19 protein-coding genes are annotated in these 24,962 nt (G+C 54.6%); 16 read left to right on the plus strand and 3 right to left on the minus strand.

Annotated elements, in window-relative coordinates; all coding sequences use genetic code 11:
• Positions 1–98: 98 nt before the first annotated feature.
• From ACR0IP_RS11285 to aspT, 6 genes are all read left to right on the plus strand, one after another.
• Positions 99–3,659, plus strand: a complete 3,561-nt coding sequence (locus tag ACR0IP_RS11285; RefSeq protein ID WP_480525578.1) for a hypothetical protein — start codon at positions 99–101, stop codon at positions 3,657–3,659.
• A 232-nt stretch (positions 3,660–3,891) separates the two neighbouring features.
• A complete protein-coding gene (xrtT, locus tag ACR0IP_RS11290; RefSeq protein ID WP_480525580.1) occupies positions 3,892–5,346 on the plus strand; it encodes an exosortase T in 1,455 nt (484 codons plus the stop codon).
• A gap of 104 nt (positions 5,347–5,450) precedes the next feature.
• Positions 5,451–7,427: a VIT and vWA domain-containing protein gene (locus ACR0IP_RS11295; protein ID WP_480525582.1), complete on the plus strand. Its 1,977-nt coding sequence runs from the start codon at positions 5,451–5,453 to the stop codon at positions 7,425–7,427.
• A gap of 153 nt (positions 7,428–7,580) precedes the next feature.
• On the plus strand, positions 7,581–8,264 hold the full coding sequence (locus ACR0IP_RS11300; RefSeq protein WP_480525584.1) for a response regulator transcription factor: 684 nt from the start codon (positions 7,581–7,583) through the stop codon (positions 8,262–8,264).
• Positions 8,258–9,814 carry an ATP-binding protein gene (locus ACR0IP_RS11305; RefSeq protein ID WP_480525586.1) on the plus strand — a complete coding sequence of 519 codons (1,557 nt, stop codon included), beginning with the start codon at positions 8,258–8,260 and terminating at the stop codon, positions 9,812–9,814. Before ACR0IP_RS11300 ends, ACR0IP_RS11305 begins: the two co-directional genes overlap by 7 nt.
• A gap of 588 nt (positions 9,815–10,402) precedes the next feature.
• Positions 10,403–12,103 (plus strand): aspartate-alanine antiporter, encoded by a 1,701-nt coding sequence (gene aspT, locus ACR0IP_RS11310; RefSeq protein WP_170552053.1) that lies wholly within the window; start codon positions 10,403–10,405, stop codon positions 12,101–12,103.
• 107 nt (positions 12,104–12,210) lie between these two features.
• Here the strand turns inward: aspT and ACR0IP_RS11315 are convergent, their stop codons facing one another.
• The 3 genes from ACR0IP_RS11315 to ACR0IP_RS11325 form a co-directional block, all read right to left on the minus strand.
• Complete coding sequence (locus ACR0IP_RS11315; RefSeq protein WP_480525588.1) at positions 12,211–13,842, minus strand: bifunctional aspartate transaminase/aspartate 4-decarboxylase; 1,632 nt, start codon at positions 13,840–13,842, stop codon at positions 12,211–12,213.
• 518 nt (positions 13,843–14,360) lie between these two features.
• Complete coding sequence (locus tag ACR0IP_RS11320) at positions 14,361–15,056, minus strand: GntR family transcriptional regulator (RefSeq protein ID WP_480525590.1); 696 nt, start codon at positions 15,054–15,056, stop codon at positions 14,361–14,363.
• Positions 15,057–15,100: 44 nt separating this feature from the next.
• Positions 15,101–15,826, minus strand: coding sequence for a maleate cis-trans isomerase family protein (locus tag ACR0IP_RS11325; RefSeq protein ID WP_480525592.1), 726 nt, complete (start codon positions 15,824–15,826; stop codon positions 15,101–15,103).
• A 172-nt stretch (positions 15,827–15,998) separates the two neighbouring features.
• Between ACR0IP_RS11325 and dctP the strand changes: the two genes are divergently transcribed.
• The 10 genes from dctP to ACR0IP_RS11375 all read left to right on the plus strand — a co-directional run bounded on the left by dctP (position 15,999) and on the right by ACR0IP_RS11375 (position 24,750).
• Positions 15,999–17,003: a TRAP transporter substrate-binding protein DctP gene (gene dctP / locus ACR0IP_RS11330; RefSeq protein WP_480525594.1), complete on the plus strand. Its 1,005-nt coding sequence runs from the start codon at positions 15,999–16,001 to the stop codon at positions 17,001–17,003.
• Between the two features lie 64 nt (positions 17,004–17,067).
• Positions 17,068–17,679, plus strand: coding sequence for a TRAP transporter small permease (locus tag ACR0IP_RS11335; RefSeq protein ID WP_480525595.1), 612 nt, complete (start codon positions 17,068–17,070; stop codon positions 17,677–17,679).
• A 1-nt stretch (position 17,680) separates the two neighbouring features.
• Positions 17,681–18,976 carry a TRAP transporter large permease gene (locus tag ACR0IP_RS11340; protein WP_480525596.1) on the plus strand — a complete coding sequence of 432 codons (1,296 nt, stop codon included), beginning with the start codon at positions 17,681–17,683 and terminating at the stop codon, positions 18,974–18,976.
• A 152-nt stretch (positions 18,977–19,128) separates the two neighbouring features.
• Positions 19,129–20,283, plus strand: coding sequence for a M24 family metallopeptidase (locus tag ACR0IP_RS11345; RefSeq protein WP_170471592.1), 1,155 nt, complete (start codon positions 19,129–19,131; stop codon positions 20,281–20,283).
• A 130-nt stretch (positions 20,284–20,413) separates the two neighbouring features.
• Entirely contained in the window at positions 20,414–20,617 is a 204-nt protein-coding gene (locus ACR0IP_RS11350; RefSeq protein ID WP_170552071.1) for a hypothetical protein, read from the plus strand.
• Positions 20,618–20,621: 4 nt separating this feature from the next.
• Positions 20,622–22,034, plus strand: coding sequence for an amidase (locus ACR0IP_RS11355; protein WP_480525598.1), 1,413 nt, complete (start codon positions 20,622–20,624; stop codon positions 22,032–22,034).
• Entirely contained in the window at positions 22,031–22,840 is an 810-nt protein-coding gene (locus tag ACR0IP_RS11360) for a PhzF family phenazine biosynthesis protein (protein ID WP_480525600.1), read from the plus strand. Before ACR0IP_RS11355 ends, ACR0IP_RS11360 begins: the two co-directional genes overlap by 4 nt.
• Positions 22,841–23,038: 198 nt before the next feature.
• Complete coding sequence (locus tag ACR0IP_RS11365; RefSeq protein WP_480525602.1) at positions 23,039–23,359, plus strand: hypothetical protein; 321 nt, start codon at positions 23,039–23,041, stop codon at positions 23,357–23,359.
• Positions 23,360–23,408: 49 nt separating this feature from the next.
• A complete protein-coding gene (locus ACR0IP_RS11370) occupies positions 23,409–24,125 on the plus strand; it encodes a HupE/UreJ family protein (protein WP_480525604.1) in 717 nt (238 codons plus the stop codon).
• 13 nt (positions 24,126–24,138) lie between these two features.
• The gene (locus tag ACR0IP_RS11375; RefSeq protein ID WP_480525606.1) at positions 24,139–24,750 is read left to right on the plus strand and encodes a transmembrane anchor protein; all 612 of its coding nucleotides are present in this window, start codon (positions 24,139–24,141) and stop codon (positions 24,748–24,750) included.
• Positions 24,751–24,962 lie beyond the last annotated feature (212 nt).

Consider the following 24,962-nt stretch of genomic DNA (forward strand, 5'->3'; position numbering starts at 1 on the left):
GGTGTGTATTGACGGCCGCTGATGGCCGATTTGTGCTCACAGTAGATCCGTCGAAAATCCCTGAGTATTGCAAATGCGAAGGCCCCATGGAACTTCGGATGAAGCTGCGCGATCGTGATGGAACGCGCATTCACAAGGCCCGGCTCAAGGTAGAAGATTGTTCCTGTAGCGAAGGCATCAATTTCGATGTTACCGTTCCGGCAGAAGAGCTCATCTGCCACCTGAACCGCCCATTAAGCTGGGCTGCACCCGACAAGCCGTTTTTGCCAGACAGTATCTTGCATGACATAGAGGAAGCGCTTGAGCTTGCCGATGCTGGTCGGTTGCAGCGAAAGCGCGTTGACCTCTTTGAGTGCGTTCGCCCAACGCTTGCGATCTTCGGCAATGCGCTTGATGACGCATGGCATGTTCTGAAGGGAAATATTGCTGCCAAGGGGCGATTTGTGGATGTGCTCAATGCCCTTTGCGCCACGTCGCCAATGGGTTGCGGCTGCAACGGCGCGTCCGGCGAGGATGCTGGCAGCGTGTTGCAGGACATTTTTGACGAAGACTGCAATGACGACGACTGCAAACCGGTCAAATCCAAACACAAATCGACCTGCTGTTCCGACCATGTCTGTCCGACGGGAAAATCCCTGATCGCCGACGAAGACGTGAGCCTGATGGTTTTCGCCGCCATGCATGTGTCCTGCGGCCACAGACCAACAATGGTCAAATATGTCGGTGCGTTGTTGGAGCAACTATGTCGTTTCCAAGTGTTAACCGCGCTACACGAAGCAGCCGTCAACCTGATCTGCAAAAAGCTTCATTCAGAGCGGCACTTTATTGATTTATTGGAATACGTGCTGTGTATCTGCACCGATCAGACCCACTGCGGTCAGGTGACTTGCTGCCACCTCTGTGTCCGTCAGCCCATTTTGGATTGCATCACAGATGCCTATCGGAACTGGTGCAGTATCGACTGTTACACCGTGACCGAGATCAACCCACAGCGTGCTTGCCCCGGTGATACTGTCGCTATTTGCGGATGCGGCTTCGGCGATATTGCTGGGAAAGTGCAGTTCACTCAGCATGGAACGATGAATCCCGGCCCGATCGTGGAGCCGACCTCGTGGTCGGACAAACGCATCTGCGTGGTCGTGCCCACCAGTGCGGGGTGCGGATTGACGATCATCCCGCTTGCTCAGACCATCAACGTCTGTGATCGTTTTCTGGACTACCGCATAAGCGGAAAGATGTTGGCTGAGTTCGAAGGCACAAGCGCTGATATCCTCAAGTTCATTGTCAAAGGGCATCAAAATGACGACTGTCTGTTGCCTGGAGAAGTCCTCAAAATCCGCTGGAAAGCCTGTGCCGCAGACACCGTGATAGTTCGCATCGTGAACACCGAAACCGGTGCTGTCATTGCACAGATTGCACCAGCCCCTGATCTGGGGCGTTGGGACTTTGATCAAACCGATTTCAATGAGACGACTAAGGTACGTGTGGAAATCGTCGCGACTGGGCAATGCAAACCAGCTACCGTCAGTCAGGGTCTGGACCTTGTCTTCCAGAACCCACCGGACCTGTCCATTGACGGGATAGAGGTAACGCAGGCGATCCAGTATTACCGTGCCGCCCAGCATCTGACGGATCCGGCTGATCGCGGCCCAGACAACTCGTTGCAACTGGTGGCCAATAAATCGGCCTGGGTGCGGACATACTTGCGCAGCGGGCAGGATCCGAGTTTCGACAACGGGCAGCTCGGCAATGTCGGCGGCACACTTCAAGTGGAACGCCGGGTTGGCGGAGTTTGGTCCTCGGTGGCCAATATTCCGCCGTTCAATGCCCCGATGACGGCCCAGGACAGTTTCTCCAGCTATGACGCAGAGCGGCGCGATATCGACGCGACTCTGAACTTCATCATCCCGGCCAGTGTTATGACAGGGCTATTGCGTCTTTCGATCACCGTCTCTTCGCCGGATGATTGCTATGGCGGTAGTGATAAAGCCCAACAGCTCGTCGATGTCGACCTTGAGCAAGAGTTGCGCGTTGCAGCCGTCACCATCGGCTATCAAGGCCCGCCAATGGGTGGCGGAGCGAATATTACGTTGCCAGCACCCAACGCAGCGCAGGTGGCCGCGGACACCAGTTTTGCGCTTCGGGTCTTCCCGGTGGGCAGTACACCCAACGTGCGGATCATCGACAGTCAAACCACAACACAGGGGCTGACAAACAATATGTTCCCGGCGGGCGGATGCGATCCCAACTGGACGCCTATCCTGAATTTCGTGGCCAATGCGCGCACGAACGACGGCAATCAGGGCGACTGGCTTTACTATGGTTTGGTGAATGCGGCGATCCCACGCTCGCATGGCAATACAGGATGCGCCAGCGGTGGCAACGGTGCCGGCCTGTCCAACAATCCGGTTACGTTGGCGCATGAATTGGGCCATCAGGCGGGCTTGCCGCACGCCCCATGCGGTGCGGTTGGCACACCGAATGCAAACTATCCGCTGTACGAACCCTATGATACCGGCATGACAACAACCAATTCCAGCGGCAATACAGTCTATTCAGATGCGAGCATCGGTGAATACGGTCTCGACACAAATGACGGGACCATACACCGACCGGCCAACAGCGAGGATCTGATGGGCTATTGCGGCCCGCGTTGGGTTTCGATCTTTACGCATAACTACATGCTGAACCGTGCCGAATTTGACCCTGTCGCACTGGCAACCGGCGTCTCTGGCGGCAATGCGACGGGGGCAGGTGCTATGGAAGTTGACAGGCAAGACCAGATACGTCCATTCGTGACGATTGTCGGAGCGGTTGACAAAGACATGCAAGCATCGGTCGCAAGCCTCGTACGGGTTCCAACGCGGCCCCTAAGGATGTCTGGCGCGCGCACTGATCTTGTCATCCAATTGCTCGGAGACAATGACGAGGTGATCTCATCTGCGCCCGTCTTCACTATGGATACGCACGACGCCAATGGTGATGGCTGCGGTTGCGGCGAGGGCAGCAAGAAGGATCCGGCTGAACCGCCTTACAATTTCATTGCGGCAATGGGTGATGTCGACCTCGGAACTGCAATTCGAATTTGCCAGGGTGATACGACCCTATGGGAACGCAAACGCCCGGTGCGGCCCATCCAAGTAGCATCGGCCGAAGCCAGTATTGGCAAATCTGGTCTAAAGGTTTCCTGGAAAATGAATGGAGCCAAACGAGGTTATGCCCCTGATATCTGGCTGCAATGGTCCGCTGATGGCGAACGCTGGAACGGCCTGACGGTTGGCGTGACAGGCAACTCTGTTGAGATCGACCCAGCCATCATCCCAGCCGACAAAGTCAGGATCAGGGTTCTGGCGCATGACGGCTATTCCACCGCGACGGCCGACACCAAGCCAGTCAAACTGCCCGTGGCGCCGCCCGAGCTTGCCATAATTCATCCTTTAGAGGGTCAGGTGGTGCGCGCAGACAGACCGCTACACCTCTGGGGCACATTCACAGGGCGAACCGCAGTAAAATCTGTTGAATGGTATCTGGACGGTAAAAAGGTCGCGAAAGATCTGGATGCCTGGGTCGACGCACTCAAACCCGGTGAGCATGTAGCAGAACTGCGCGCAAAAGGTGCAAACCCGGTGGCTATCAAGTTTTCTACAGGTGCCCGCTAGTTGACCACCTTTGATGCGCTGCAGAACACAGTGTTCCAATGATCACATCCATTGCTGACGCCTGAAGTCCGGCGCGCTTTAGAAGTGATTGCAGAGCCTACATGGCATAAGGCAATACGCGCAGTGTGCTGAGGACTGAGAAAAGCGACAAAGACCTCACTTGAGAGTGTCTCATCAAAATCTGCACATCTTGGGCAGGGGAAATGCGCATTCGCCGGTCACATCTGGCGGTATGAAACGTTTGACCGCAGATAACTTGGCTTGGTGCACCTTCGCAACCGCCTCCGCAATTCTTGCAGCGCAGCCTTTGCAATGGCTTGCACAAAGCTGGCTTAGTCCGGCTTACGGGTCGCACGGATATATCTATGTTCTGCTGATTTTTGGTTTGGCCGGCATGAGCGTTCTGAGCGGCCGTCCAAATGAAGTGGGCTCTCAGATACCTACGATTGCCTTATTGTTGCTGGCCGCTTTGATCCGATTTCTAGGACAGGTTTTGGCGGTCAATATCCTCAGTGCTTTCGCGCTTGCATTGGATGTTTTCGCGCTGGTTTCGGTATTGCAGCTGCATCGTCGCCCCTTCGCGCTTTCGCCATTCTGGATGGCCACTCTGTTTTTGTTTTCTTTACCAGCCGAGATGGTCTTGCAGCGCACGCTTGGCTTCCCGTTGCAGATGGTTTCGGCGGAGTTGTCCTGTCACATGCTTGGCTCTTTGTTTTCAGGTGTCGTTTGCGACGGGGTGCGCATCACTTTGGAACAGAAAGACATTCTGGTGGACTTGCCATGCTCGGGCGCGTCAGGGCTTTTGTTGTCGCTGGCTTTTGTGGTCACTCAGAACGCGATCATGCGTCCTAAACTGTATGTTGGTGGCCTCAGCGTTTTGACCGTGATCGGATGCGCCGCCTTGGGCAATAGCCTGCGCATTTCACTTCTGGCAATTGGGATTACACATGGTCTGGATGTGATGGCCGAACCTTGGCACAGCCTGATCGGCTTGGTAACGCTTGCTCTGACGGTTGCGCCCTTTGCGCTGTTTTATCGGCCCCGCAATGCGGTTGCATGTGTAGGTCGCCCAAAATCCAGCCGGATCATCCTGCCGAAATCCATCAAAGCTTTTGGCGGGCTTGCTTGCCTAGTCGGCAGCATTGCCATCGTGTCCCTCAAGGCCAATCCAGTGGATGTTTCGGGCAGTGTGGCAACCCCGAACCTTCCCGCACAAATTTACGGGCATCTTATGCGAAGCGTACCTCTGACTGCGATGGAGGCACACTACTTCGAAGCCTATGGCGGACAGGCTCAGAAAGCTCAGTTTGGTCCGCTGGGGCTGAACGTGGTTAGCACGCGCGCACCGCTGCGGCATCTGCATGCACCGGAGATCTGCCTGAGGGGTCTGGGTTACAAGGTTCACTTTCTTGGCACACGCTATGACGGCGTTCCGAGTGCCTACTATCGCGCGATCGGCCCAAATGGGCACGAATGGCTCGTCGCAGTCAGCTACGTCTCACAAAACGGGCACGTCACACCCAGCGTAGGTGAAGCGATTTGGCGCTGGCTGAACGGCTCCGGCGGCACCTGGAGCAGCGTGCAAAGGATTACCCCATGGAGTCTGGACAGCGAGCTTCGCGCCCAACTCGACGCTGCCACGATTGCAGCTCTGGACATTCAAACCATCAAAGGAACGGACATATGATACGCCACTTTGCTTTTCTCTTCTTACTGTGTCCCGGGATTGTCTACGCCCAACCAGAAGACGACGTCGCGGGCCGATTGGTCGGTATTAGTGCGGCGGGTCAATTGGATCTCCCGCTGCTCAAGTCGGACCTTTCCGTTGATATTCAAGGCGATATTGCAACCGTTCAGGCGCAGCAGGTGTTCGTGAACCCATCAGATGATCCAATGTCGGCGGAGTACTTGTTTCCACTGAACCAAAAGGCTGCCGTCTATTCCATGCAGATGCGGGTTGGCGACGAAGTGATTGAGGCTGAGGTTCAGAAAAAGCACGAGGCCGAACAAACCTTTGAAACCGCAAAGCAAGAGGGTAAGACCGCAGCCCTTTTGAGCCAACATCGTCCCAACATGTTCACGCAGAACGTCGCCAACCTGATGCCAGGGCAGCCGATCACGGTGACGCTGAGCTATGTGCAGGCGGTTCCAAAGATCGATGATGCCTATGAGTTAGTGCTGCCACTGGTTGTCGGGCCGCGCTATCAGGGCAGGATGGACTTTGAACCGACGTCCGAGAATGTCGTGCTGGCGGACTTCCACGAAGAAGAGCTGGACGCCTCCGCCGTGACTGAGATCGCTGGCTGGTCGGTTTCCAAGCTACCCGAATACCCGCCAGTTCCAAGCCTGACGAACCCAGATACGATTGAACCCGCGCGCGTTTCGCTGACCCTGAACCTGCGTGGCGCTGTCCCTGTTTCAAAACTGACAAGCGCAACCCATGATCTGCAGCTTGAGGAGTCCGATGGAGCAATCAGTGCCACCTTCAAGGACGGACGCGTGATCGACAACCGTGATCTTGTTCTGCGCTACGAACTTGGCGGTGATCAAACAGCGGCCGGAGTGCTGGCGCATCATGATGAGCGCGGCGGTTTTGTGTCGCTACTAATCGAACCACCAAAGGTTCCGCAATCGGATCAAATAACGGCGCGAGAGCTGGTTTTTGTGCTAGATACCTCGGGATCAATGGGCGGCGCACCGCTGGATGCCAGCAAGCGCTTTATGGAAACTGCGTTAAAGGGTTTGCGTCCCGAAGATTGTTTTCGAGTTATCCGGTTTTCGTCAGGCGCGTCCGAATTCGCATCCCAAGCCGTTCCCGCCACACGCGCCAACGTCCGGTCTGGTTTGCGCCACGTGCGCGACCTCCGCGCTGGAGGTGGAACCGAAATCGACAATGCAATCCGTCATGCTTTTGCGACGCGGCAACCTGAGAATACACTGCGCATCGTCGTCTTTCTCAGCGATGGCTATATCGGACGCGAAGCGGATGTCTTGCGCACAATCCGGCGGCAGATCGGTGATGCTCGGATCTATGCCTTTGGTGTCGGTACTGCCGTCAATCGCTACCTTTTGGATGGGATGGCCAAAGAAGGTCGTGGCTATGCCCGATATGTCGATCCAACGCAGCGCGCGTCGGATGTTGCGGAAGCGCTAGCCCAAGACCTGAAATCGCCGGTACTGACGGATATATCCGTTGATTGGGGCGGACTGAACGTTACCGACGTCGTTCCCCAACATATCCCTGACCTGTTCGACGGTGGCTCAATCCGGGTTATGGCGCGGTACGAAGGTGGCGGGCCTACGGACATCAAGATCAATGGTTTGGTTCAGGGTCGAGACGCGCAAATGCCGTTGTCGCTGAACCTGCCATCGAAGCCCGTCGCTGACGCTGATATGCGTCAAGGGAAAGCAATCCCATTGACCTGGGCGCGCACGAAAATTGCGGATTTGGACCGCGCCCTGGCGGTTCAGACAGGTAACCCCAAGAAGCTTGAAGCACAGATCACCGATCTTGGTTTGAAGTTCAGTCTTCAGACGCAGTTCACCTCATTTGTAGCTGTGTCTCAACAGGTTGTGAATGAAGGCGAGGTACCGGCAAGAGGTACAGCTGTGGCCCTGCCTCAGGTGGCGGGTGTCGGTGCTGCGGCCTATCCCAAAACCGCGTTCAGCGGATCATCAACACCCGAGCCTCAAACGATTTTTGGGCTGATCGTCCTGGCGGCTTTAGGCGCGCTGCGTCTGACCCGAGTGCGGAGGATCGAAGCATGAGACACATACCATATAAATTGCGAACAGATGCCTGGTGGTTGGGGGACGATTTCAAATGGAGCGCATCACGTGTGCAGGCCCCACTTGACCCGGCCAATGGCAGTATGATCTCTGATTGTGACTTGGGTGAAACTTCGACGGCGGACAGATACCGTGAACAACATTCTAATCGTAGATGATGATGCCCGTATCCGCGATGTCGTACGTTTTGCACTGGAAGATTCCGGTTTTCAAACCACCGAAGCGGGCACTGGTCAGGATGCATTAGAGCTGTTCAGAAAAACCCCGACTGACTTGGTTGTTCTGGATATCGGAATGCCCGAAATGGACGGGTTGGAAACGTGCAAGGAGCTGCGCAAAACCTCAACTGTACCGATCCTGTTTCTGACGGCACGGGATGATGAGATTGACCGCATTCTTGGGTTTCAACTTGGTGGCGATGACTATGTCACTAAGCCTTTCAGCCCGCGTGAGCTGGTTCTACGGATCAAAGCCATTCTCGCGCGCTCGGTAGACACAAAGGCGCCCGACGAAGTGACGGTTTTTCAGGACCTGCGGCTGGATCACAGCGCCCATCGTTGCACCCTTGCGGAAACCGAGATTCAGCTGACCGGGATCGAGTTCTCGGTGCTGTCGATCCTCGCCAAGGCGCCAAGCAGGGTCTTCGGGCGGTCGCAGCTCATTGAACTGGTCTATGGTCATAACACCTACCTGTCCGGGCGCACGGTCGACAGCCATATTCGCAATATCCGTCAAAAGGCACGCGCGTCGGGCTATCCAGACCTGATCCAGACCGTGCACGGGGTTGGTGTAAAATTGGGCGTTTGTCGGTGCTGACCGTCAAGAAAAAATGGCGGCCTTCGCTTGCACTGGTGATTGCGCTGGTCTGCATCGCGCTGGTGACGCTTCCAATCGTCAGCGTTCTGGGCGCGCGCTTGTCCAGCAACCAATTCGCGCGTGAAACGGAACGTAGCCTGCTATCTCAGGCGGTTGTCTTTGCCGAGGTGTATGCTGCGGTTTTCTCAGAATTCCAACATACGTCCGATGTTGGCCACAGCTTGTCCCCCGAGCAGATTACGCGGCTTCAGCAGGACTTTCATCCCATAGCACCCAGTTTGGACCTGCTTCGCGGAGAGGTTTCGCCGCCCAGACCCGATCCGGTTTCAATAGATGAACCTTTGGCTGCGCCGTACGCAGCGATTTCTCAAACGTTGTCCCAGTTGGCCATGTCTGCAAAGAAGACGACTCTGTCAGGATATGTTTTCACGGATCATTCTGGTCGAGTCATTGCAAGCAGCGGATCCGTCATCGGGTCCTTTCTGCATGTCCCGGAAGTGTCTCAAGCTCTGCAGGGGGAAACCATCTCTGTGTTGCGGCATCGGGAAAATCCGTCTGAGCGGCATCTTCTGAATTCGATCAGCAGGGACACGTCATACCGCGTGTTCGTTGCACATCCCGTTGTGTTGGGCAATCGGGTTATCGGCGCCGTTTACCTGTCGCGCACGCCCATGGACCTGAGGAAGTTTCTGTTTCAGGAACGGTTCACACTGGGTTCTGTTGCCGTGTTCATGCTGGTGTCTGCGGTCGGTGTCTGCTGGATGATGTGGCGACTGATCTCGAAGCCAATCCGCGACCTCAGCAGTCAAAGCCGAGATGTCGCAAACGGGTCGAAGCCAACGCCTGACCCGGTGCTGCACTATGGGGTGAGGGAATTGGCAGATTTGGGCAACAACGTCGTTTCTATGGCCGCAACCTTGTCAGAACGTTCCACAGCGATTGAAACTTACACGAGCCATGTCACACATGAGTTGAAATCGCCGGTCACCGCAATTCTCGGCGCGGCCGAGCTGTTGTCTGAAGGGCCATCTGCTCTACCCGGTGACCGAAATCAGAAACTGGTTCACAACATAAAGGAGGAAGGTCTGCGCATGAACGCTCTGCTGGTGCGTCTTCGCGAACTGGCCCGGGCCAGCATTCAAACTGACGCGACCCCAACGCCATTGGCGGATATTGTCCAAGCCGCATCAGCCGAGTTTTCAGAGCACGTCATTGAGTGTCACGCGCCTTCCGACACGCGCCTACCATTGTCCAAAGATCAGGGGCACATTGTTCTGCATCATCTTTTGCAAAATGCCTTCCAGCACGGGGCAACACGTGTCGACATTACATTTGATTCAGCTTCTAACAGCTTGATTGTCTCTGACGATGGCACGGGAATTTCCCCGCGCAACACTACGCGCATAAGCGAGCCCTTCTTCACGACTAGACGGGATCAAGGCGGTACTGGCTTGGGCTTGTCCATTGTTTCCGCTGTATTGAAACAAGCAAATGCAGTGATCGAGACAATGACCCGAGAACACGGCGCCAGTTTTCGGATCAGGTTTTGAGCCTCAGTTGAGAGTACTTTTGGCGGGCGACCTTTGGTCGGTGCCGGCTTTCACAACTTGTTGCACGCTCCATTTTTGCAGATCGGAAGACATCGTTTCACCCAGACTGAAATTTCTACACCAGTAGCTGCAGAAATCGCGTTAACTCCTGTAAATCTGCGTAACCTTCGGCTCTGTCGCACAAATCGGGAAGAAGAGGCCAAAGACTTAACTGCGCTCACGACGACGCTGTTCTGTACACAGTATCCCGCCGTTCAGAGTGATCGCTTCATTGCTGCAGATCAGGTCAGAAAAACAACCTCCGTTCGCTGCAAATTAAGTGGAGATCTGCAGCATTTGAGAAGGGACCACGTGAAACCCCCGAAATGGCAAAGGCTCATTCCCAAAAGGCAAAGAGTGAATGGCGTGACCTACATTTTGAAAATAGTTTTTTGATTTCAAGTTCACCCGAGCAATTATAAGAAATTGTTCCGAATGGTTTCATAGAGTCCGCACGACGTCGGGTGCCTAAATTTTTTTGTTTTCAATACAGTAGGGCGCTGTATCTTGAGGGGAAATGACCAGCGTTTGAACCCTGGAGATTAAATAATGGAATTGATTACAGAACAGCTTCGCGCCTTCCCGATCATGGCATTGTTTCTTTGTCTGGGTCTTGGATACGGCGTCGGAAAGTTTCGGGTCGGCAAGTTCGAATTGGGGGGCATTGCGGGCACGTTGTTGGTGGCAGTCTTCATTGGCCAGATCGGTGGTATCAACCTTAGCACCGACGTTCAGAATGTTTTCTTTTCCCTCTTCATATTCATGGTCGGCTACAACGGCGGGCCTCAGTTTTTTGCGGCCTTGAACCGAACTGCGCTGACCAAGTTACTGGCCGCGTTTATGATGACCCTCTGGGGGTTGTTTTTTGTTATCGTCGTTGCTCGGTTGGCGGGCTTGGACAAAGGGCTGGCTGCGGGGTTGGCCGCTGGCGGCCTGACACAATCTGCAATCATTGGCACCGCTGGAAACGCCATCGATCTGCTTGGGCTCGCCGCTGATGAGGCGGAAAAACTGAAAACCAACATCGCCGTAGGATACTCGGTTACTTACATCTTCGGCTCAATCGGCCCGATATTGGCAGTTAGCATCATTCCCATCATCATGCGTGTCGATCTGCGGCAAGAAGCGATAAAATTGGCTCAGAAACTCGGGGGTGGTGGTCCCAAACTAGAGGAAGGAGAATTCCTTCCTATGAATCGGTTTGACGCCCGCGCCTATCAGGTAAATGCGGATGCAAGCATTGCCGGAAAATCCGTCAAGGACATCGAAGGCGGTTATGATGGCGATCTGATCGTCGAACGGTTGCTCCACGATGGCGCCCCTGTAGATCCGACCCCCGAAACGATAGTCAATGCCGGAGACACTGTGGTCGTCTCTGGCCTTGTTGCGACTTTGACCCAGTTCGAGGGGAGCGCCAGTGGTGAAATCGGAGAGTACCCACCTGAACTGACGGTTGTGGAGGAGCGTCGCAACGTCGTGGTCACCAACCGCAAACTGACCGGCAAAACCTTGGCAGAGTTGCGCGAGGCTCTGACGGCAGATCAAAGGCGCGGTGTTCATATCTCAAAGATCACTCGCATGGGCCATGATGTCCCCGTCCTGCACAATACTGAGATCCACGCAGGTGACGAGATCAGTATTGTCGGCCACAAGGACGACCTGAATCGAGTTGCCAAAGTTGCGGGCTATGTGCCGCCTTCGGCCTCGGTCACCAATTTCATTGCATTGGGGATCGGCGTAGCCATCGGCTATCTGATCGGAGAGATCAGTTTCGTCATCGCCGGAACGAAGGTGGCTTTGGGGTCCGGCCTCGGTTGCCTGGTTACAGGATTGATCATCGGCTATTTGCGCATCCGGCAACCCAAGATCGGAGGTATTAATCGTGGAGCTGCTAATTTCCTTCAGAGTTTCGGATTGGCCGTATTTGTCGGTGTTGTTGGCCTAAATGCGGGCAAACCTGCACTAGAGGCAATTCAGGAATATGGGATCATACTTCTGCTTTTGGGTGTTGTGGTTACATTGATGCCCATGATCGTGCAGTTCCCGATCAACTACTTCGCCCTGCGTATTAAGAACCCGGTTGAGGCCTGCGCGGTTGTGACCGGATCACGCTCGGGCAATCCCGGTTTTGCGACACTCTTGGAAAAAGCCGGGAACTCGACACCCACACCGGCCTTCACCATGACCTATGCCGTGGCCAATATCTTCCTAACACTCTGGGGACCGTTGGTTGTGGCTTTTGTGCCGTAATTCAGGTCGGAAGCGGGCGCGACAACCGGGATCCTAGCTCGGAAGGTCGAGATCAGCATGTGTGTCAATCATCATGCTGATCCGTTGCTCTACGCTGTTACTGGATCTTAACCGTGCAAAGGTAGTCCTTTCGAGGCACGGTAAGCCTGCACGTAACCAGTGGCCACTGCGCGTACAGCTCTTCCGATCTGGCGGTAAGCACTATCATCCAAGTTGGCGAAGGATACCCGCGCCGACCAGTTCGGCGCGTCAAAGCCCGATCCATTCAGCAACACGATCCCGTGGTCCTGAGCCAGTTTGAAGGATATATCCAGCGGGTGGACATTCTCTTTGATCCACTCGACAACCTCTTCGCCCACGTATTTGCGAAGCCAGAACTCGAAGTCGATAATACCGTAGTATTTGTCGAACAGCGGGTTGTCGGGAACTTCGATGCCCATCCCGTCGACCAACTCTTCAAAGCGATGTTTCAGAATACCCCAGCAGAATTTCTGATAGGCCTTCTCTTCGTCCATAAGCTCGACGAGTGAAAACAAGGTCATCATCACCTGTTGCGGTAGCGACAGACCTGCAGTGTGGTTCAGCGCAACATCGCGGCTGTCTGCGACGATCCGGTCGATGAATTTGAACGATGATGGATCAGGCGTCAGTGTTTCGTACCGTGCGTTGACAACGGCCTTGGTTTCATCCGGAGCATCCGCAATCATCTTGTCGAAGATGTTGTTCTCAGCCACCAAAATCGCGCCTAAACGCCATCCGGTGCAACCAAAATACTTGGAGTAGGAATAAACCCCGATAGTGTTCTCAGGTAGATGCCCCAAGATAGACTGAAAGTTTGGAACGAAGGTCCCATACACATCGTCAGTCAAAATGATCAGGTCCGGGCGGCGGGTCTTTACGAACTCGACAAGCCGAGCCGAGACCTCGGGGCTGATAGCGACTGAAGACGGATTGCCCGGGTTAACCAGAAAGAGTGCTTTGACTTTCGGGTCGGACAGAATTTCGAAGTCTTCGTCGTTCAGTTGAAAGTGGTCCTCTTCTTTCGAAGATACATCCACTGTGTTCAGCCCATAATCTTCAAGGACCGGCATTTCCAGATAGGGCGTGAAAATCGGTGTGCCCAGCGCAATCGTGTCACCGGCATTCAGCAATCTCTGGTTCTTGAGCGCTTTGAAGATGTAACACATCGCTGCGGTTCCACCCTCGACCGCGTAGATATCGAACTTCGCATCCGGTCGGTGCCCCGCGCACATCGCCCACATAACGTATTCATGCACAATCGCTTCGTTGTGTTCCATGCAACGGTCGGGCATTGGGTAATGGTCGCCGACGATACCATCGGTCAACTCGAGCACGAAATCGTCTGGCGTAAACCCAAATTTCTCAATCGAAAAATCAACGACCGCCACCAAAGTATCTGCACCAGGAGGGCCGTTTCCTTCAACCGATTTCGCGCAGTACGTTTTGAGCCGATCGTAGCAGCCTGGCCCTTGCGGCATCCCAGCCAGACCGACCTCCGGCTCATTCCGATGGCGCTGAGCTTCTGTCATGGCGAACTGCCCCAAAAGGAAAAATGCCTCACGCGCTTTGGTGGCGATCCAGTTTGGGTTCCCTCGACCGGCATTTAGATATGGCAAAGCCATCTGCCGCGCTTCTTTCTGCGCCAACTTGATAAGTTCGTCTTTAATTTGGAAAGGACTTAGGTTTTCAAATTTATGCAGATTGAGCGATTCTGGCATGACTTCAAATCCTTGCGTTAAAACAGATGACGTAGCTCAGCGGATCGCATGCAAGGCAATGTGTCAATGAAAACAACGATGATTGAAGGGATGAACGCATAACCGAGGATTGCGTGTCGTCATTAGAAGACTTGGCTGTAACTTACTTGCAAAGCCGTCAGAGTGATAGAAATTGCGCTGAGGTTCTGAGCTGACATCCCATAAGAAATTGCAATGCCCGAAAAGGTAGCTCCCAAACATTTTGCGCGCGTATGATCAACTGTCGCTTTCGGAGGGGCTGGCGAGATGCGCAAGGTAGCGTGCGACTCTACTGAAAGTCGCTTCACAAAACACCCGCACTGAGGTGTTTCTATCTCCGTCATGTCCAACGTACAATTTTTGGCGAACAGAAGCGTTTGCTCCCAATGGTTCGAAATCTAACCAGAATGCGGTTGTGCCAATGGGAAAGGCCAGGTGATCTGCCGAAACCAATTTTTCTGAAGTTCTAAGAAAATTCCAACGAGCATTGAGCAATCGACTCAAAACTCACGTTCTTCTTGTCGCTTCAAAAGATGTGTCTCAATCAGTTGAAAAGCATATCCTATGTAGACTCTCTGCAAAAATCCGACGGCGGCGATGTCTTCACGCTCCAGTGCTTTGGCCAAGTCAGAGGTCTCTCGCACCAAAGAATCGTAGGCAACTATGCCAACAATCTGTTCCATGCGATGCCAGACGCTGGACGACTGGAAATATGCCTGGTTCCAGAATTCGCGCAGAGAGTGGTTTCCGATCAGAGATGTGATCAGGGTCTGTAGGCGTTGGTTCAGCTTTACGTATTCCTGAGAGTCCAGCCGCTCGCGCAGTGCCACGGCTTTTTCATGGATCGAACGCGCTTCTTCGCGGTGATGTTCTGTGACAGTGATCGGCGACAAGGTCCCAATCATCTGGGCAAGCTCCATCCTCATTTCGTAAAGATGGCGGACACGTTCTGCCGAAAGCTCGATGACAACGGTGCCGACACCATTGCGCGTCTCTACCAATCCAAGATGCCCGATGCGCGCGATAGCATCTCTGACAGGGGTTCTGCTGACGCCGAATTCTTTGGCAAGCGCGGCCTCTTTCAGTTGAGTGCCCGGAGGGTAGTGCGCGAAGCAGATGCGCTCCAAGATTTGTTCTTGGATCTCGTCTACGGTTGCCCTCGAGGGCGCCGCAATTCCTGAATCTGCGATAGTCACGTTTCTGATCCCTCTGGGTGCTCTTTGCTGTCTTAGACTACCAATCAGTAGACTCTCAACAACCGACCGTACCCAGCAATTTGGTCATCAACACCTGCTTTACGCAAGACATCCCAGGCCATGGCTTGATTGGAACAAACTACGGGTTTGTTCAGGGCGTCTTCGAGCCGTTCAATGACTTCGAGTGACCGCAACGCACCGCAGCTAATAAACACGGCATCGGCCGCCCTGGAATCGACCGAATGGGCCAACTGTTCGTTCACGTCCGGGCGCACACGGATCATGTCGCTGTCTTTTTCCAGATTTAGGCCGAGTATATCAGTGACATGGAACCCTTGATTTTCAAGATATTGTTTTTCTCTCAGATTCACTTCTTCCAAATAGGGTGTGCACACCGCGATCTTTTCTACCGCAAGTGTTTTGAGAGCGCGAATGGCGGAGGTGATCAAAGAGGTCGCGATCGCGTTGGGTGCGCCTTTGCGCAGTTCGCGAAATACGTTTTCTTCGCCCAGGACCAAACTGCCGGACGTGCATGCATAGCTGATCACATCCAGACTACCATCTGGCAACAGGGTTGACGCAGCGCGTGCCAGGTCAGCCCCGACTGCGGTCAGACTGTCAACTGTGATGCTGTCTGGAATGGCCACCCGGGTGAAATGTGCACCGACGCCTTCTGGCATCAGTTCCATCATATCGTCTTCGATTGTCTGCTCGGTCGCGAGTAGAACGAATCCTATTTTTGCCCGTTTGTGGCGGCCCTCATCGAACATGGATCCTGGATCACCTCTCACAGCCTGCATGCACCTCCTTCATTTTTGTGTGAAAATAGCGAATAAAATTGATCATTGACATTAAGCTGTATACAGGTCAACTGTCCCGCCAGCCTGATTGGGGTTCCTCAAACACAGGCCGAGATTCGATCAAAGGGAGGTACCTTCGTAAATGCAGGTGTCAAAATTTCTGAAAACTGGGGCTGTCGCACTCGGCTTTGCCGGGTTCACCGCGTCCAGTGTATCGGCTCAGGACATCATTCTGGGTCACGTCATGGATCAGGAACACATCTTCCACAAAGTCTCCGAACAGTTCATCGAACGGCTGGACGAGCTTTCTGGTGGAACCATGTCGGTTTCTTATCACCCCGGTGGTGATCTAGGCGATTGGACATCGATCGTTGAGCAGGTCGCTCAAGGCGCAGTTCAGATGACAATGTCGTGGAACCATTCCGAACTTGATCCGCGCTGGGACGTGTCCGTTCTGGGCTATGTCGCAAACGACTGGGAGTCGGGCAAGGAAGTCTACGGTCCCGGTTCGACGATGAACGAAGTCTACAACGACATCATGAACGACTTGGGCATGGAGTTGCTGGGTACGATCCCGACCGACTTCACCGGTTTCGTTGTGCGCAAAGGCGTTGACGTTCCCGTAGACTTCCCGGCCGATGCAGAAGGTTTCAAGATGCGCGTTCCGGGTATGCCCATGGCGATCGAGCGCTACAAGGCAACCGGCTTTTCGGCCGTTCCGATGGCATTCTCCGAGGTTCATACAGCATTGCAGACCGGCGCTATTGACGGTCGGGCTTACTCGCCGCCATCCGAGGTACTGTTGTTCAAGGACGTGCTGAGCGCTTACGTTTTCACGCGCGAAAACTTCGAACACACCTTCTGGAACGCAAACAAAGCATGGTTTGATAGCCTTACAGAGGAACAGCAGGGCTGGGTTAAAGAAGCGGCCGACGAAGCCGTCACCTGGGCGTGGGAAAACGCCGAGTCCGAAAGCCCCAAGTGGTTCGAGCAGATCGAAGCGGCCGGGATTGAAGTCGTCGAACTGACCCCCGAGCAGCTGGATGCCTATCGCTCAAAGGTTGTCGCCGTCGAATACCCCTACATGGAGGAGATCATCGGCACAGAAGTGATGGGTGCCATCAAGCAGGCGGCCGGCGTGGAATAGCGCCACTTACGAACACGCGCAAAGCCCGCTTTGCGCGTGCTTCCTTATGGGGATGGGAGGGAAAATGACGAAGGATATCTTGCACACGGACAGTTTGGACGATGTCCTGGTGCCATCGCCGATCATACCGGTGCCTGCGGCAGAGGATCGCGAACTGCCTGTCTATCGCGGCCTGGATGGCCTGTACTCGCTGGAAGCCAAAGCTGCGTGGCTGATGCGAGTCATCATGTTTGTCGCAATGCTTGCCCTTGGTCTGGTCATGGCCGCGCAGGTTTTTATGAGATATGTCATTTCGTCTCCGTTCCTCGGTATCGAAGAACTGGCACCGATGATGGCCTTGTGGATCTACTTCATCGGAATGGCGTATTGCTCGCGCGAGCGTGACCATATCGAAGGTGGAGTGATGTCGCTGGTCTTTCGAAATCGAAAGACATTGCTTGCCCTCCGTTTGTTCGGATCAATCCTGTGCTTGGTCGCACTGGTCGTTTTTGCCAAATACGCTTGGGATTTTGCGCAGTTCAACATCAACCTGAACCGCAAAAGCTCGTACATGAAATTCCCAAAATACATGTGGGATCTCAGCATGGTCTTCGGCTTCGTGCTGATGGGTTTCTACATGCTGCTGCAGATTTTCCTCGAAGCCCGCGCCCTGATCACCGGGAAAGGGGGAGAATGACATGACGCTGTTTTTCGTCGCCATCGCAATTGTCATTGTCCTGCTGCTGATCGAGGTGCCCGTCGGCTTTGCCTTCGGCATCGGTGCGCTTGTCTTTGGCACTTTGCAGGGCACAGACATCTCGTTTCATGCCGGGTTCGGCTATTCGCAGGTCAGTGCGTTCTCGCTGCTTGCCATTCCGCTGTTTATCCTGTCGGGCACCCTGATGGGCGCTTCGGGGATATCCGAGCGACTCCTGGATTTCGTTAATTCATTCGCCGGACGCACCAAGGGCGGGCTTGGCGCAGTTACTGTTGTGACTTGTGCGCTGTTCGGCGCGATTTCGGGATCGGCCTCTGCTGCGATTGCAGCCATCGGGAAAATCATGGTCCCGCGCATGATCAAGGAAGGGTATCCGCCGGGCCATGCAACTGCGCTCGTGGCTGTTTCTTCTGTTCTGCCGCTGATGATCCCACCCAGCATTCCAATGATTGTCTTCGCGATTGCGATCCGCGAGTCAGTGGCCAAGTGTTTTCTGGCGACCATGGGGCCGGGGATCCTGCTGGCCGCGACCTATTGCGCGCTGAATTTCTGGTTTCTGCGCAACAACACGACGATCACGGTCGCTGAAAAACTGTCGTTCTCGGGCACCGTGAAAGAAATCGGCCAAACCGGTAAACGTGCAAGCCTTGCGATCATCATGCCGGTGATCATTTTGGGTGGCATCTACAGCGGCATCGCCACTCCGACCGAAGCAGGGTCGATGGCGCTGGTTTATACTCTGGCCGTTGGTCTGTTGATCTACCGTACGCTGCCGTTCGACAAACTGTTTGCCTCAACAGTCGAAGCCGCACGTCTGACTGGCGCGATCCTGATGGTTCTGTTTTTCCTGTTCGTCATGAGCCGCGGTATGGTTTTGGCCAAGGTGCCGACACAGTTTGCCGATCTGTTGCTGACCATATCGGAAAACAAGATTGTCATCCTGTTGCTGATCAATCTGCTGTTGCTGATCATGGGCATGATCATCGACGACGTTTCGGGTGGAGTTCTGGCTGCGATTATCCTGCTGCCGGTAACGCAGAAGATTGGTTTGGATCCGATCCATTTCGCTGCCATTGTCGGTACAAACCTGGGATTGGGCAACATCTCTCCGCCCTGTGCACCGCTGCTTTACATGGCCGGGGGCGTCACACGACAACCCCTGTCAACCTATGTCGGCCCGACCTTGAAGTTCCTGCTGTTGGGTCACCTGCCGATGGTCTTCGTTGTTACCTTCGTGCCGCCGGTCGCTCTTTTCTTGCCGGGTCTCCTAGACTGAGGCTCGAAAACGCCGCCCGCGTAGAAGGCGGGCGGCGTTGAAATTGAAAATTGAAATGGCCGCCCAGGCGACAATGAAAGAACGGCCTGAAGTTCAACCCTGCCATCGGTTTTGGTGTCATGCCGTTGGCTTTTCTCGAAGGAAAAAGGCACATGCTTGAACACGCAAAACAAAGAACGACTGAGCTTCAGAGCCGCATGAAGGACGCAGGCATTCAGAAGGCCGTTTTTACCGATGAAAGCTCAATGGCCTATCTGGCAGGTTTCTGGGGTTACCTGGGGATCGAGTTCGGGCGCCCCACGATGTTGGTGGTGGACGCGGATGACTCGCCTGTCGTCATCACGCCGCTGATGGAGTCGGAAATGGTCGGCGCGATGACATGGGTCGAAGACGTGCGCACCTGGGAAGATATCGGACAACGCACATGGGGCCGCGCGCTGGCCGGTGCTTTGGGCGAGAGCCCATCCGAGATCTGGGTTGAAAAGGGTTCGATCCCTGCAATTGTCCGCAATCATCTGGACGAGACTTATCCGGGCGTTCCTCTCAAGGATATCTCTCCGGTACTGGGCGCGATGCGGACCATCAAGTCACCCTTCGAAATAGAAGTGATGAAACAGGCTGGAGAGATCGCTGGTGCGATGATGCTTGCGGCGCATAATTCCTTGAAAGAAGGCGCACAGGAATACGAGAGCGCGCTGGCGGTAATTGATGCAGGTTCGCGCAAGGCGGCCACTTTCCTGACCGACAAGGGTTGGGACAGCTTCGTCTCGCCCATGATCCACAACCTGCAGATTGTTCAAAGCGGCAAGAATACCTCGATGGTGCATGGTCGTGCCGGTGTGAAAGCCTATGAAAAGTTTGATCCCGTTTATTTCTGCTTCTGCAACATGGCGCAGTTCAAACAGTACAAGCTGGGCTTCGATCGCATGTTCCACATCGGTGAAGTGAAGGACCTGGACCGCGAGGTGCAGCAGGCTGCGATTGACGCACAGCAAGCCGCGATCCACGCGATCCGCCCGGGCGTTCTGGCCGAAGACGTCGCTGCAGCCGCCAACGAAGTCTATCAAGAGCGTGGTTTTGAAACCGGCTACCGTACCGGTCGATCCATCGGTGTTGCATATCTGGAAGCGCCGGAGCTCAAAGCCGGAGACAAGACAGTTCTGCAGCCGGGCATGACCTTTGCGGTGGATGGCGGCATCTCGGTCGATGGTGTCACTGCAGGTCGGATTGGTGACTCGGTGGTCGTGACGGAAACCGGGTTCGACTACATCACCAACTATCCGCGTGAGATCCTGCTTAGTAAATAGGCCTACAGGCGGTGGTATCGGTCAGGGTAGCAGATTGCCAAATGGTTGAACTATCGCAACTGTGACGCACGAGTGCGGCGCGCGTCTTGGCGCGCCGGAGGATTCATCGGAACCTGCGTGGATGGGTAACATGCAAAAACTGAAAAAAGAGACTCTGACAGGTATCTGTAGCCAGATGGCCTCGCACGACTGGAGCGATGCGGAAATAGACGAGCTTGTAGACCCGAAACTAGGCATCATTACCGGATTTCAGGAGTTGCTGGACGAGTTGGAGGTCCTTCGCAAGATCGACCTTGGCACGATACCTCCGGCCCTGACTGTTCAGAAGCGATAGACAGATGACAAATGAAATAGCGTTTGACACTGTCCGCGGTCTTAAATCCAGGCTTGAAGCCGGTGAAATAACGCCAACTGAACTGGTCGCGGTTTTTGCCGAGCGGATTGCAAGGCACAATGACCGTTCCAAAGCCTTTATCACCGTGACAGATAAATCTGCGCGCCAGGTAGCCGAGACCCTCACGCGCGATGATCTGGAGCGGTCGCGTTTTGCGGGTATTCCATACGCATCCAAAGATCTTTTCGACATCGAAGGTGTTCTGACATCAGCTGGATCGCGCGTGTTTCATGACAGAATTGCATCGGAGGACGCCTTTGTCATCGCCCGTATGCGAGAGGTAAACGCGCTGAGCCTGGGCAAGACCAATCTTCATGAGTTTGCTTACGGCGCAACCGGCGAAAATGAGGTCTATGGAACTTGCGTGAACGCCTATGACCCAAGCCGACTGGCCGGAGGATCATCCAGCGGATCAGCGGCAGCGGTGGCCTTCGGCTTGGTCCCTGCCAGCCTTGGTACGGACACTGGCGGATCAGTGCGCGCGCCTGCAGCGTTGAACGGACTGGTCGGACTGAAGCCAACCATTGGCCGAGTGCCGACGACGGGTGTGGTGCCATATTGCTGGACGTTAGATCATGTGGGCATCATGACTCGGGACGTCACAGATTGCGCTGATTTACTCGGAATCATTGCGGGCTACGATCCACGCGATCCGGGTTCGCAAAACCTTGCGGTCGAAGACTATGCCGCAGCGCTCGATGGCGATATCTCTGGGTTGCGCATCGGCATTCCCACAAATTTCTATTTCGAGCGAACCGATCCGGAAATCTTGACAGCATTGGAAGATGTCAAACGCCTTGTGACTGCGAAGGGCGCGGCATTGATCCCAGTGACATTTCCGGATCTCGAACATAGCCGCGCCGTGTCTCTCACCGTTCAGATGCCAGAAGCTCTGAGCGCGCATTCGGCTTATTTGCAAGACCGGGGTGAGCTTTATGGGCAGGATTTTCGCGCCGGATTGGCACTGGGGCAGACGCTCCTGGCGGAACACTACATCCGGGCCAAGCGCTTCGTAGAACTCTATCGGCAAGAGACCAACGCGTTGTTTGAAGAGGTCGACCTGATCCTGACGCCAGCGACGCCGGAAATTGCGCAAAAGCTGGGAACCGTGAAGACAACCCGTGACGGTGTGGAAGAAGCAGTTGGCAATGCCATCACGCGCTTTACCACCTTCTTCAACATGTCTGGCCATCCTGCGCTGACGATGCCCTGTGCAATGCACTCGGAAGGATTGCCGATTGGGTTGCAGCTGATTGGCAGGTATTTCGAAGAAAGCACGGTTCTTCGTGCCGCCTTTGCCATTGAAAACGACGGGGCGTTCACAATCCCGCGCCCAAATGTAGACGGCCAGGGATGAAACTTCGAACCTTTATCGTCGATGCCTTTTCAGACCGCACGCTCAGCGGAAACCCTGCTGGCGTTTGCCCACTGGATCAATGGCTGCCTGTACCGGTCATGCAATCCATCGCGAGTGAACTGAACCAATCTGAAACGGTGTTTTTTGTTCCTCGAGCAAATGCGCGCAACCGCGCGGAGCATGCCGAATTCGACATACGTTGGTTCACCCCAACGCGCGAGGTGGATATGATCGGGCACGCGACCCTTGCGGCCGCTCACATCGTGTTCTCCGATCTCGAGGTCGGGTTGGATTCAGTCACCTTCCATTCTGAATCCTCCCGGATGACCGTTCGACGTGGGGAAAACGGATTGCGTCTGGATATGCCCGCACTTGTGCCAGAGGTGGTCGATGTCCCTATGGGTCTGATCGAAGCACTTGGGAAGAAGCCCTTGGCTTTATTGGCCGCAAAGCACTATCTGGCTGTTTTTGAGAGCGAAGATTACATTCTGAGCTGTGCTCCGGATTTTGCCGCTTTGGCAAAACTACCGTTGCCCGCAGTGATCATATCGGCGCAAGGGACAGGGGAATTTGATTTCGTTTCACGGTTCTTTGCCCCGGCAAATGGTGTGCCAGAAGATTCCGTATCAGGCGTTTCACATTGCTGTTTGACGCAATACTGGTCTCGGAGACTGAAGAAAAAACACTTGTTGGCTCGCCAGCTTTCTGCGCGAGGCGGAGTCATTGCTTGTGAAGCGGATGGCAGTCGCGTCATCCTTGAAGGCGCTACTGTTACTTCGTTGGAAGGTTTCTTGGTTGTTCAATAGAGCGACTGCCAACCGAACCTAGGCGCCAAAGAGACCGCAGAGGCTCTTAGGCACGTTACTGCCGCGTTATGCGTACTGGATGGCTTGCGAGCATTTGTGGTTTTGACATATAAGTCGAGATAACCCCTGGGGGGGATATAGAAAGGCCGAAGAGGCACTGAAAACGTGAGAGCAGTTCAAAGATATACGCAGAATGCGATGGCAGCTTTGCTCTGCCTGTCTTTGATCTTTTGGTCGCTTCAGCCAAACGTGGGCCATGCTCCGACAGTGATTGAAACCGTGCAGGAGCATTTGCAGATCATTGCAGAGCACGGGCATACCCATGGCTTTGAAGAAGATTTGTTGTGGGCGATGCACGGGCACAGTCATGATGGTGCAGATCACGACCACAGCCAAATGGTCATACCGGGACCGGAAAATGCGCTGTCACTAGCCTCGCTTTCTGATGACAGGACGTTCGACCGAGTGCCGGACGGTCCAACCAAGAACTACGGTATAGATCGACCTCCGCGCGTGTGACGTCGCCCCGATTGGGGTTTTCGACATCACATAACAACGGAGAACATCCATGAATCTAATCTCACGGGGTCTGGACAGGCGCGCGACGCTCCTGCTGGCCCTCATTATAACCAATCTGGCACTGAGCACGTCTCAGGTGCTGGCTCATAACGTCACTGAAGGCGATGCGGGCTACATCCAGGAAATCTGGGGCGTGAACATCATCCCCTTCATGTATCTTGGCGCCAAACACATGGTCACAGGCTACGATCACATCCTATTCCTGCTTGGCGTTGTGTTCTTTCTCTACCGAGCCAAAGATGTCGGCATCTATGTCAGCCTCTTTGCGATCGGTCACTCGACAACAATGCTGTTGGGCGTTTGGTTCGGCTGGGGCGTAAACGCATATATCGTCGACGCCATTATCGGCCTTTCGGTTGTCTACAAGGCGCTCGACAATCTTGGTGCGTTCCAGCGTTGGTTGGGGTTTCAGCCAAATACCAAAGTTGCGACGCTGATTTTTGGCCTGTTCCACGGAATGGGTCTGGCGACCAAAATCCTCGACTATGATATCGCTCCGGAAGGGCTTCTTGCCAATCTGTTGGCGTTCAACGTGGGTGTGGAACTTGGCCAGCTTACGGCTATTGCGATCATCCTTATCGTCATGGGGTTCTGGCGCAAAAGCCCTTACTTCTTCCAGCAAGCTTACAGCGTAAACGTCATCATGATGACCCTCGGGTTCATTCTGATGGGCTATCAGATCACCGGCTATTTTGTTGCCGCGTAACGGAGTTCAGAAAATGTTCAACACAGAAAGACCAAGTCTTGAAGAACTGCCAAGCTCGGCTCAGCTTATCCGCTCGACCGTCATTGCAGGTGCGTCTGCCGTCGCGATCCTTGTCACGGTGGTTCTGCCGGCCGAATACGGGATCGACCCGACTGGCGTTGGCCGTGTGCTCGGGCTGCAAGAGATGGGCGAGATAAAATCGCAACTTGCAGACGAAGCCGAAGCAGACCGCAAACTCGAAAGCAAGGATCAGTCGAGCCTGCTGAACGACGTCTTTGGCCTCTTTGTTGGGTCGGCTCATGCGCAGGAGGCCGAGGTTTGGCAGGACGAAACCAGCTTTATACTGACGCCCGGAGAGTCGGCTGAATGGAAGCTGGTCATGGAAAAAGGCGCAACGGCTGAGTACCGTATGGTCGTTACAGGCGGTCGGGTGAATTTCGACCTACATGGTCACGGTGGCGGTCAGTCGATCACCTATGAGAAAGGCCGCGGGTCGACCGGTGCCGAGGGCACGATTGAAGCGGCCTTTGCCGGTGAACATGGCTGGTTCTGGCGCAACCGCGACTCTGGTAACGTATCAGTGATGGTTCAAGTCCGCGGGGACTACAGCGAGATCGTCGATTAAATGAAGTGCCCGCCGCGCAGGTTTTCTGCGCGGCGGATCATTTAGGCGAAGGGAGGTTTCGGGCCTGTAGTGCCGCATTATGTCAGCACACTGTCCTCGCCCGTCTTGGGTCAGGAGGCGACTGCCAATAGCGGTGCAGTCCTCGGGCGCAGCCGAGGGAAAGTTGTCGTCTAACACGGTTGTCCAATCCGCAGCGGCAATACCTCGGCAGG

It is taken from the genome of Ruegeria sp. AL11, from assembly GCF_056540865.1.

Coding starts and splice junctions, on each gene's coding strand:
- ACR0IP_RS11345 (WP_170471592.1), top strand. CDS start 19,129: ATGCTTGAACACGCAAAACAAAGAACGACTGAGCTTCAGAGCCGCATG.
- ACR0IP_RS11315 (WP_480525588.1), bottom strand. CDS start 13,842: ATGCCAGAATCGCTCAATCTGCATAAATTTGAAAACCTAAGTCCTTTC.
- aspT (WP_170552053.1), top strand. CDS start 10,403: ATGGAATTGATTACAGAACAGCTTCGCGCCTTCCCGATCATGGCATTG.
- dctP (WP_480525594.1), top strand. CDS start 15,999: ATGCAGGTGTCAAAATTTCTGAAAACTGGGGCTGTCGCACTCGGCTTT.
- ACR0IP_RS11365 (WP_480525602.1), top strand. CDS start 23,039: ATGGCAGCTTTGCTCTGCCTGTCTTTGATCTTTTGGTCGCTTCAGCCA.
- ACR0IP_RS11375 (WP_480525606.1), top strand. CDS start 24,139: ATGTTCAACACAGAAAGACCAAGTCTTGAAGAACTGCCAAGCTCGGCT.
- xrtT (WP_480525580.1), top strand. CDS start 3,892: ATGAAACGTTTGACCGCAGATAACTTGGCTTGGTGCACCTTCGCAACC.
- ACR0IP_RS11335 (WP_480525595.1), top strand. CDS start 17,068: ATGACGAAGGATATCTTGCACACGGACAGTTTGGACGATGTCCTGGTG.
- ACR0IP_RS11285 (WP_480525578.1), top strand. CDS start 99: ATGAAGCTGCGCGATCGTGATGGAACGCGCATTCACAAGGCCCGGCTC.
- ACR0IP_RS11370 (WP_480525604.1), top strand. CDS start 23,409: ATGAATCTAATCTCACGGGGTCTGGACAGGCGCGCGACGCTCCTGCTG.
- ACR0IP_RS11360 (WP_480525600.1), top strand. CDS start 22,031: ATGAAACTTCGAACCTTTATCGTCGATGCCTTTTCAGACCGCACGCTC.
- ACR0IP_RS11340 (WP_480525596.1), top strand. CDS start 17,681: ATGACGCTGTTTTTCGTCGCCATCGCAATTGTCATTGTCCTGCTGCTG.
- ACR0IP_RS11355 (WP_480525598.1), top strand. CDS start 20,622: ATGACAAATGAAATAGCGTTTGACACTGTCCGCGGTCTTAAATCCAGG.
- ACR0IP_RS11325 (WP_480525592.1), bottom strand. CDS start 15,826: ATGTTCGATGAGGGCCGCCACAAACGGGCAAAAATAGGATTCGTTCTA.
- ACR0IP_RS11350 (WP_170552071.1), top strand. CDS start 20,414: ATGCAAAAACTGAAAAAAGAGACTCTGACAGGTATCTGTAGCCAGATG.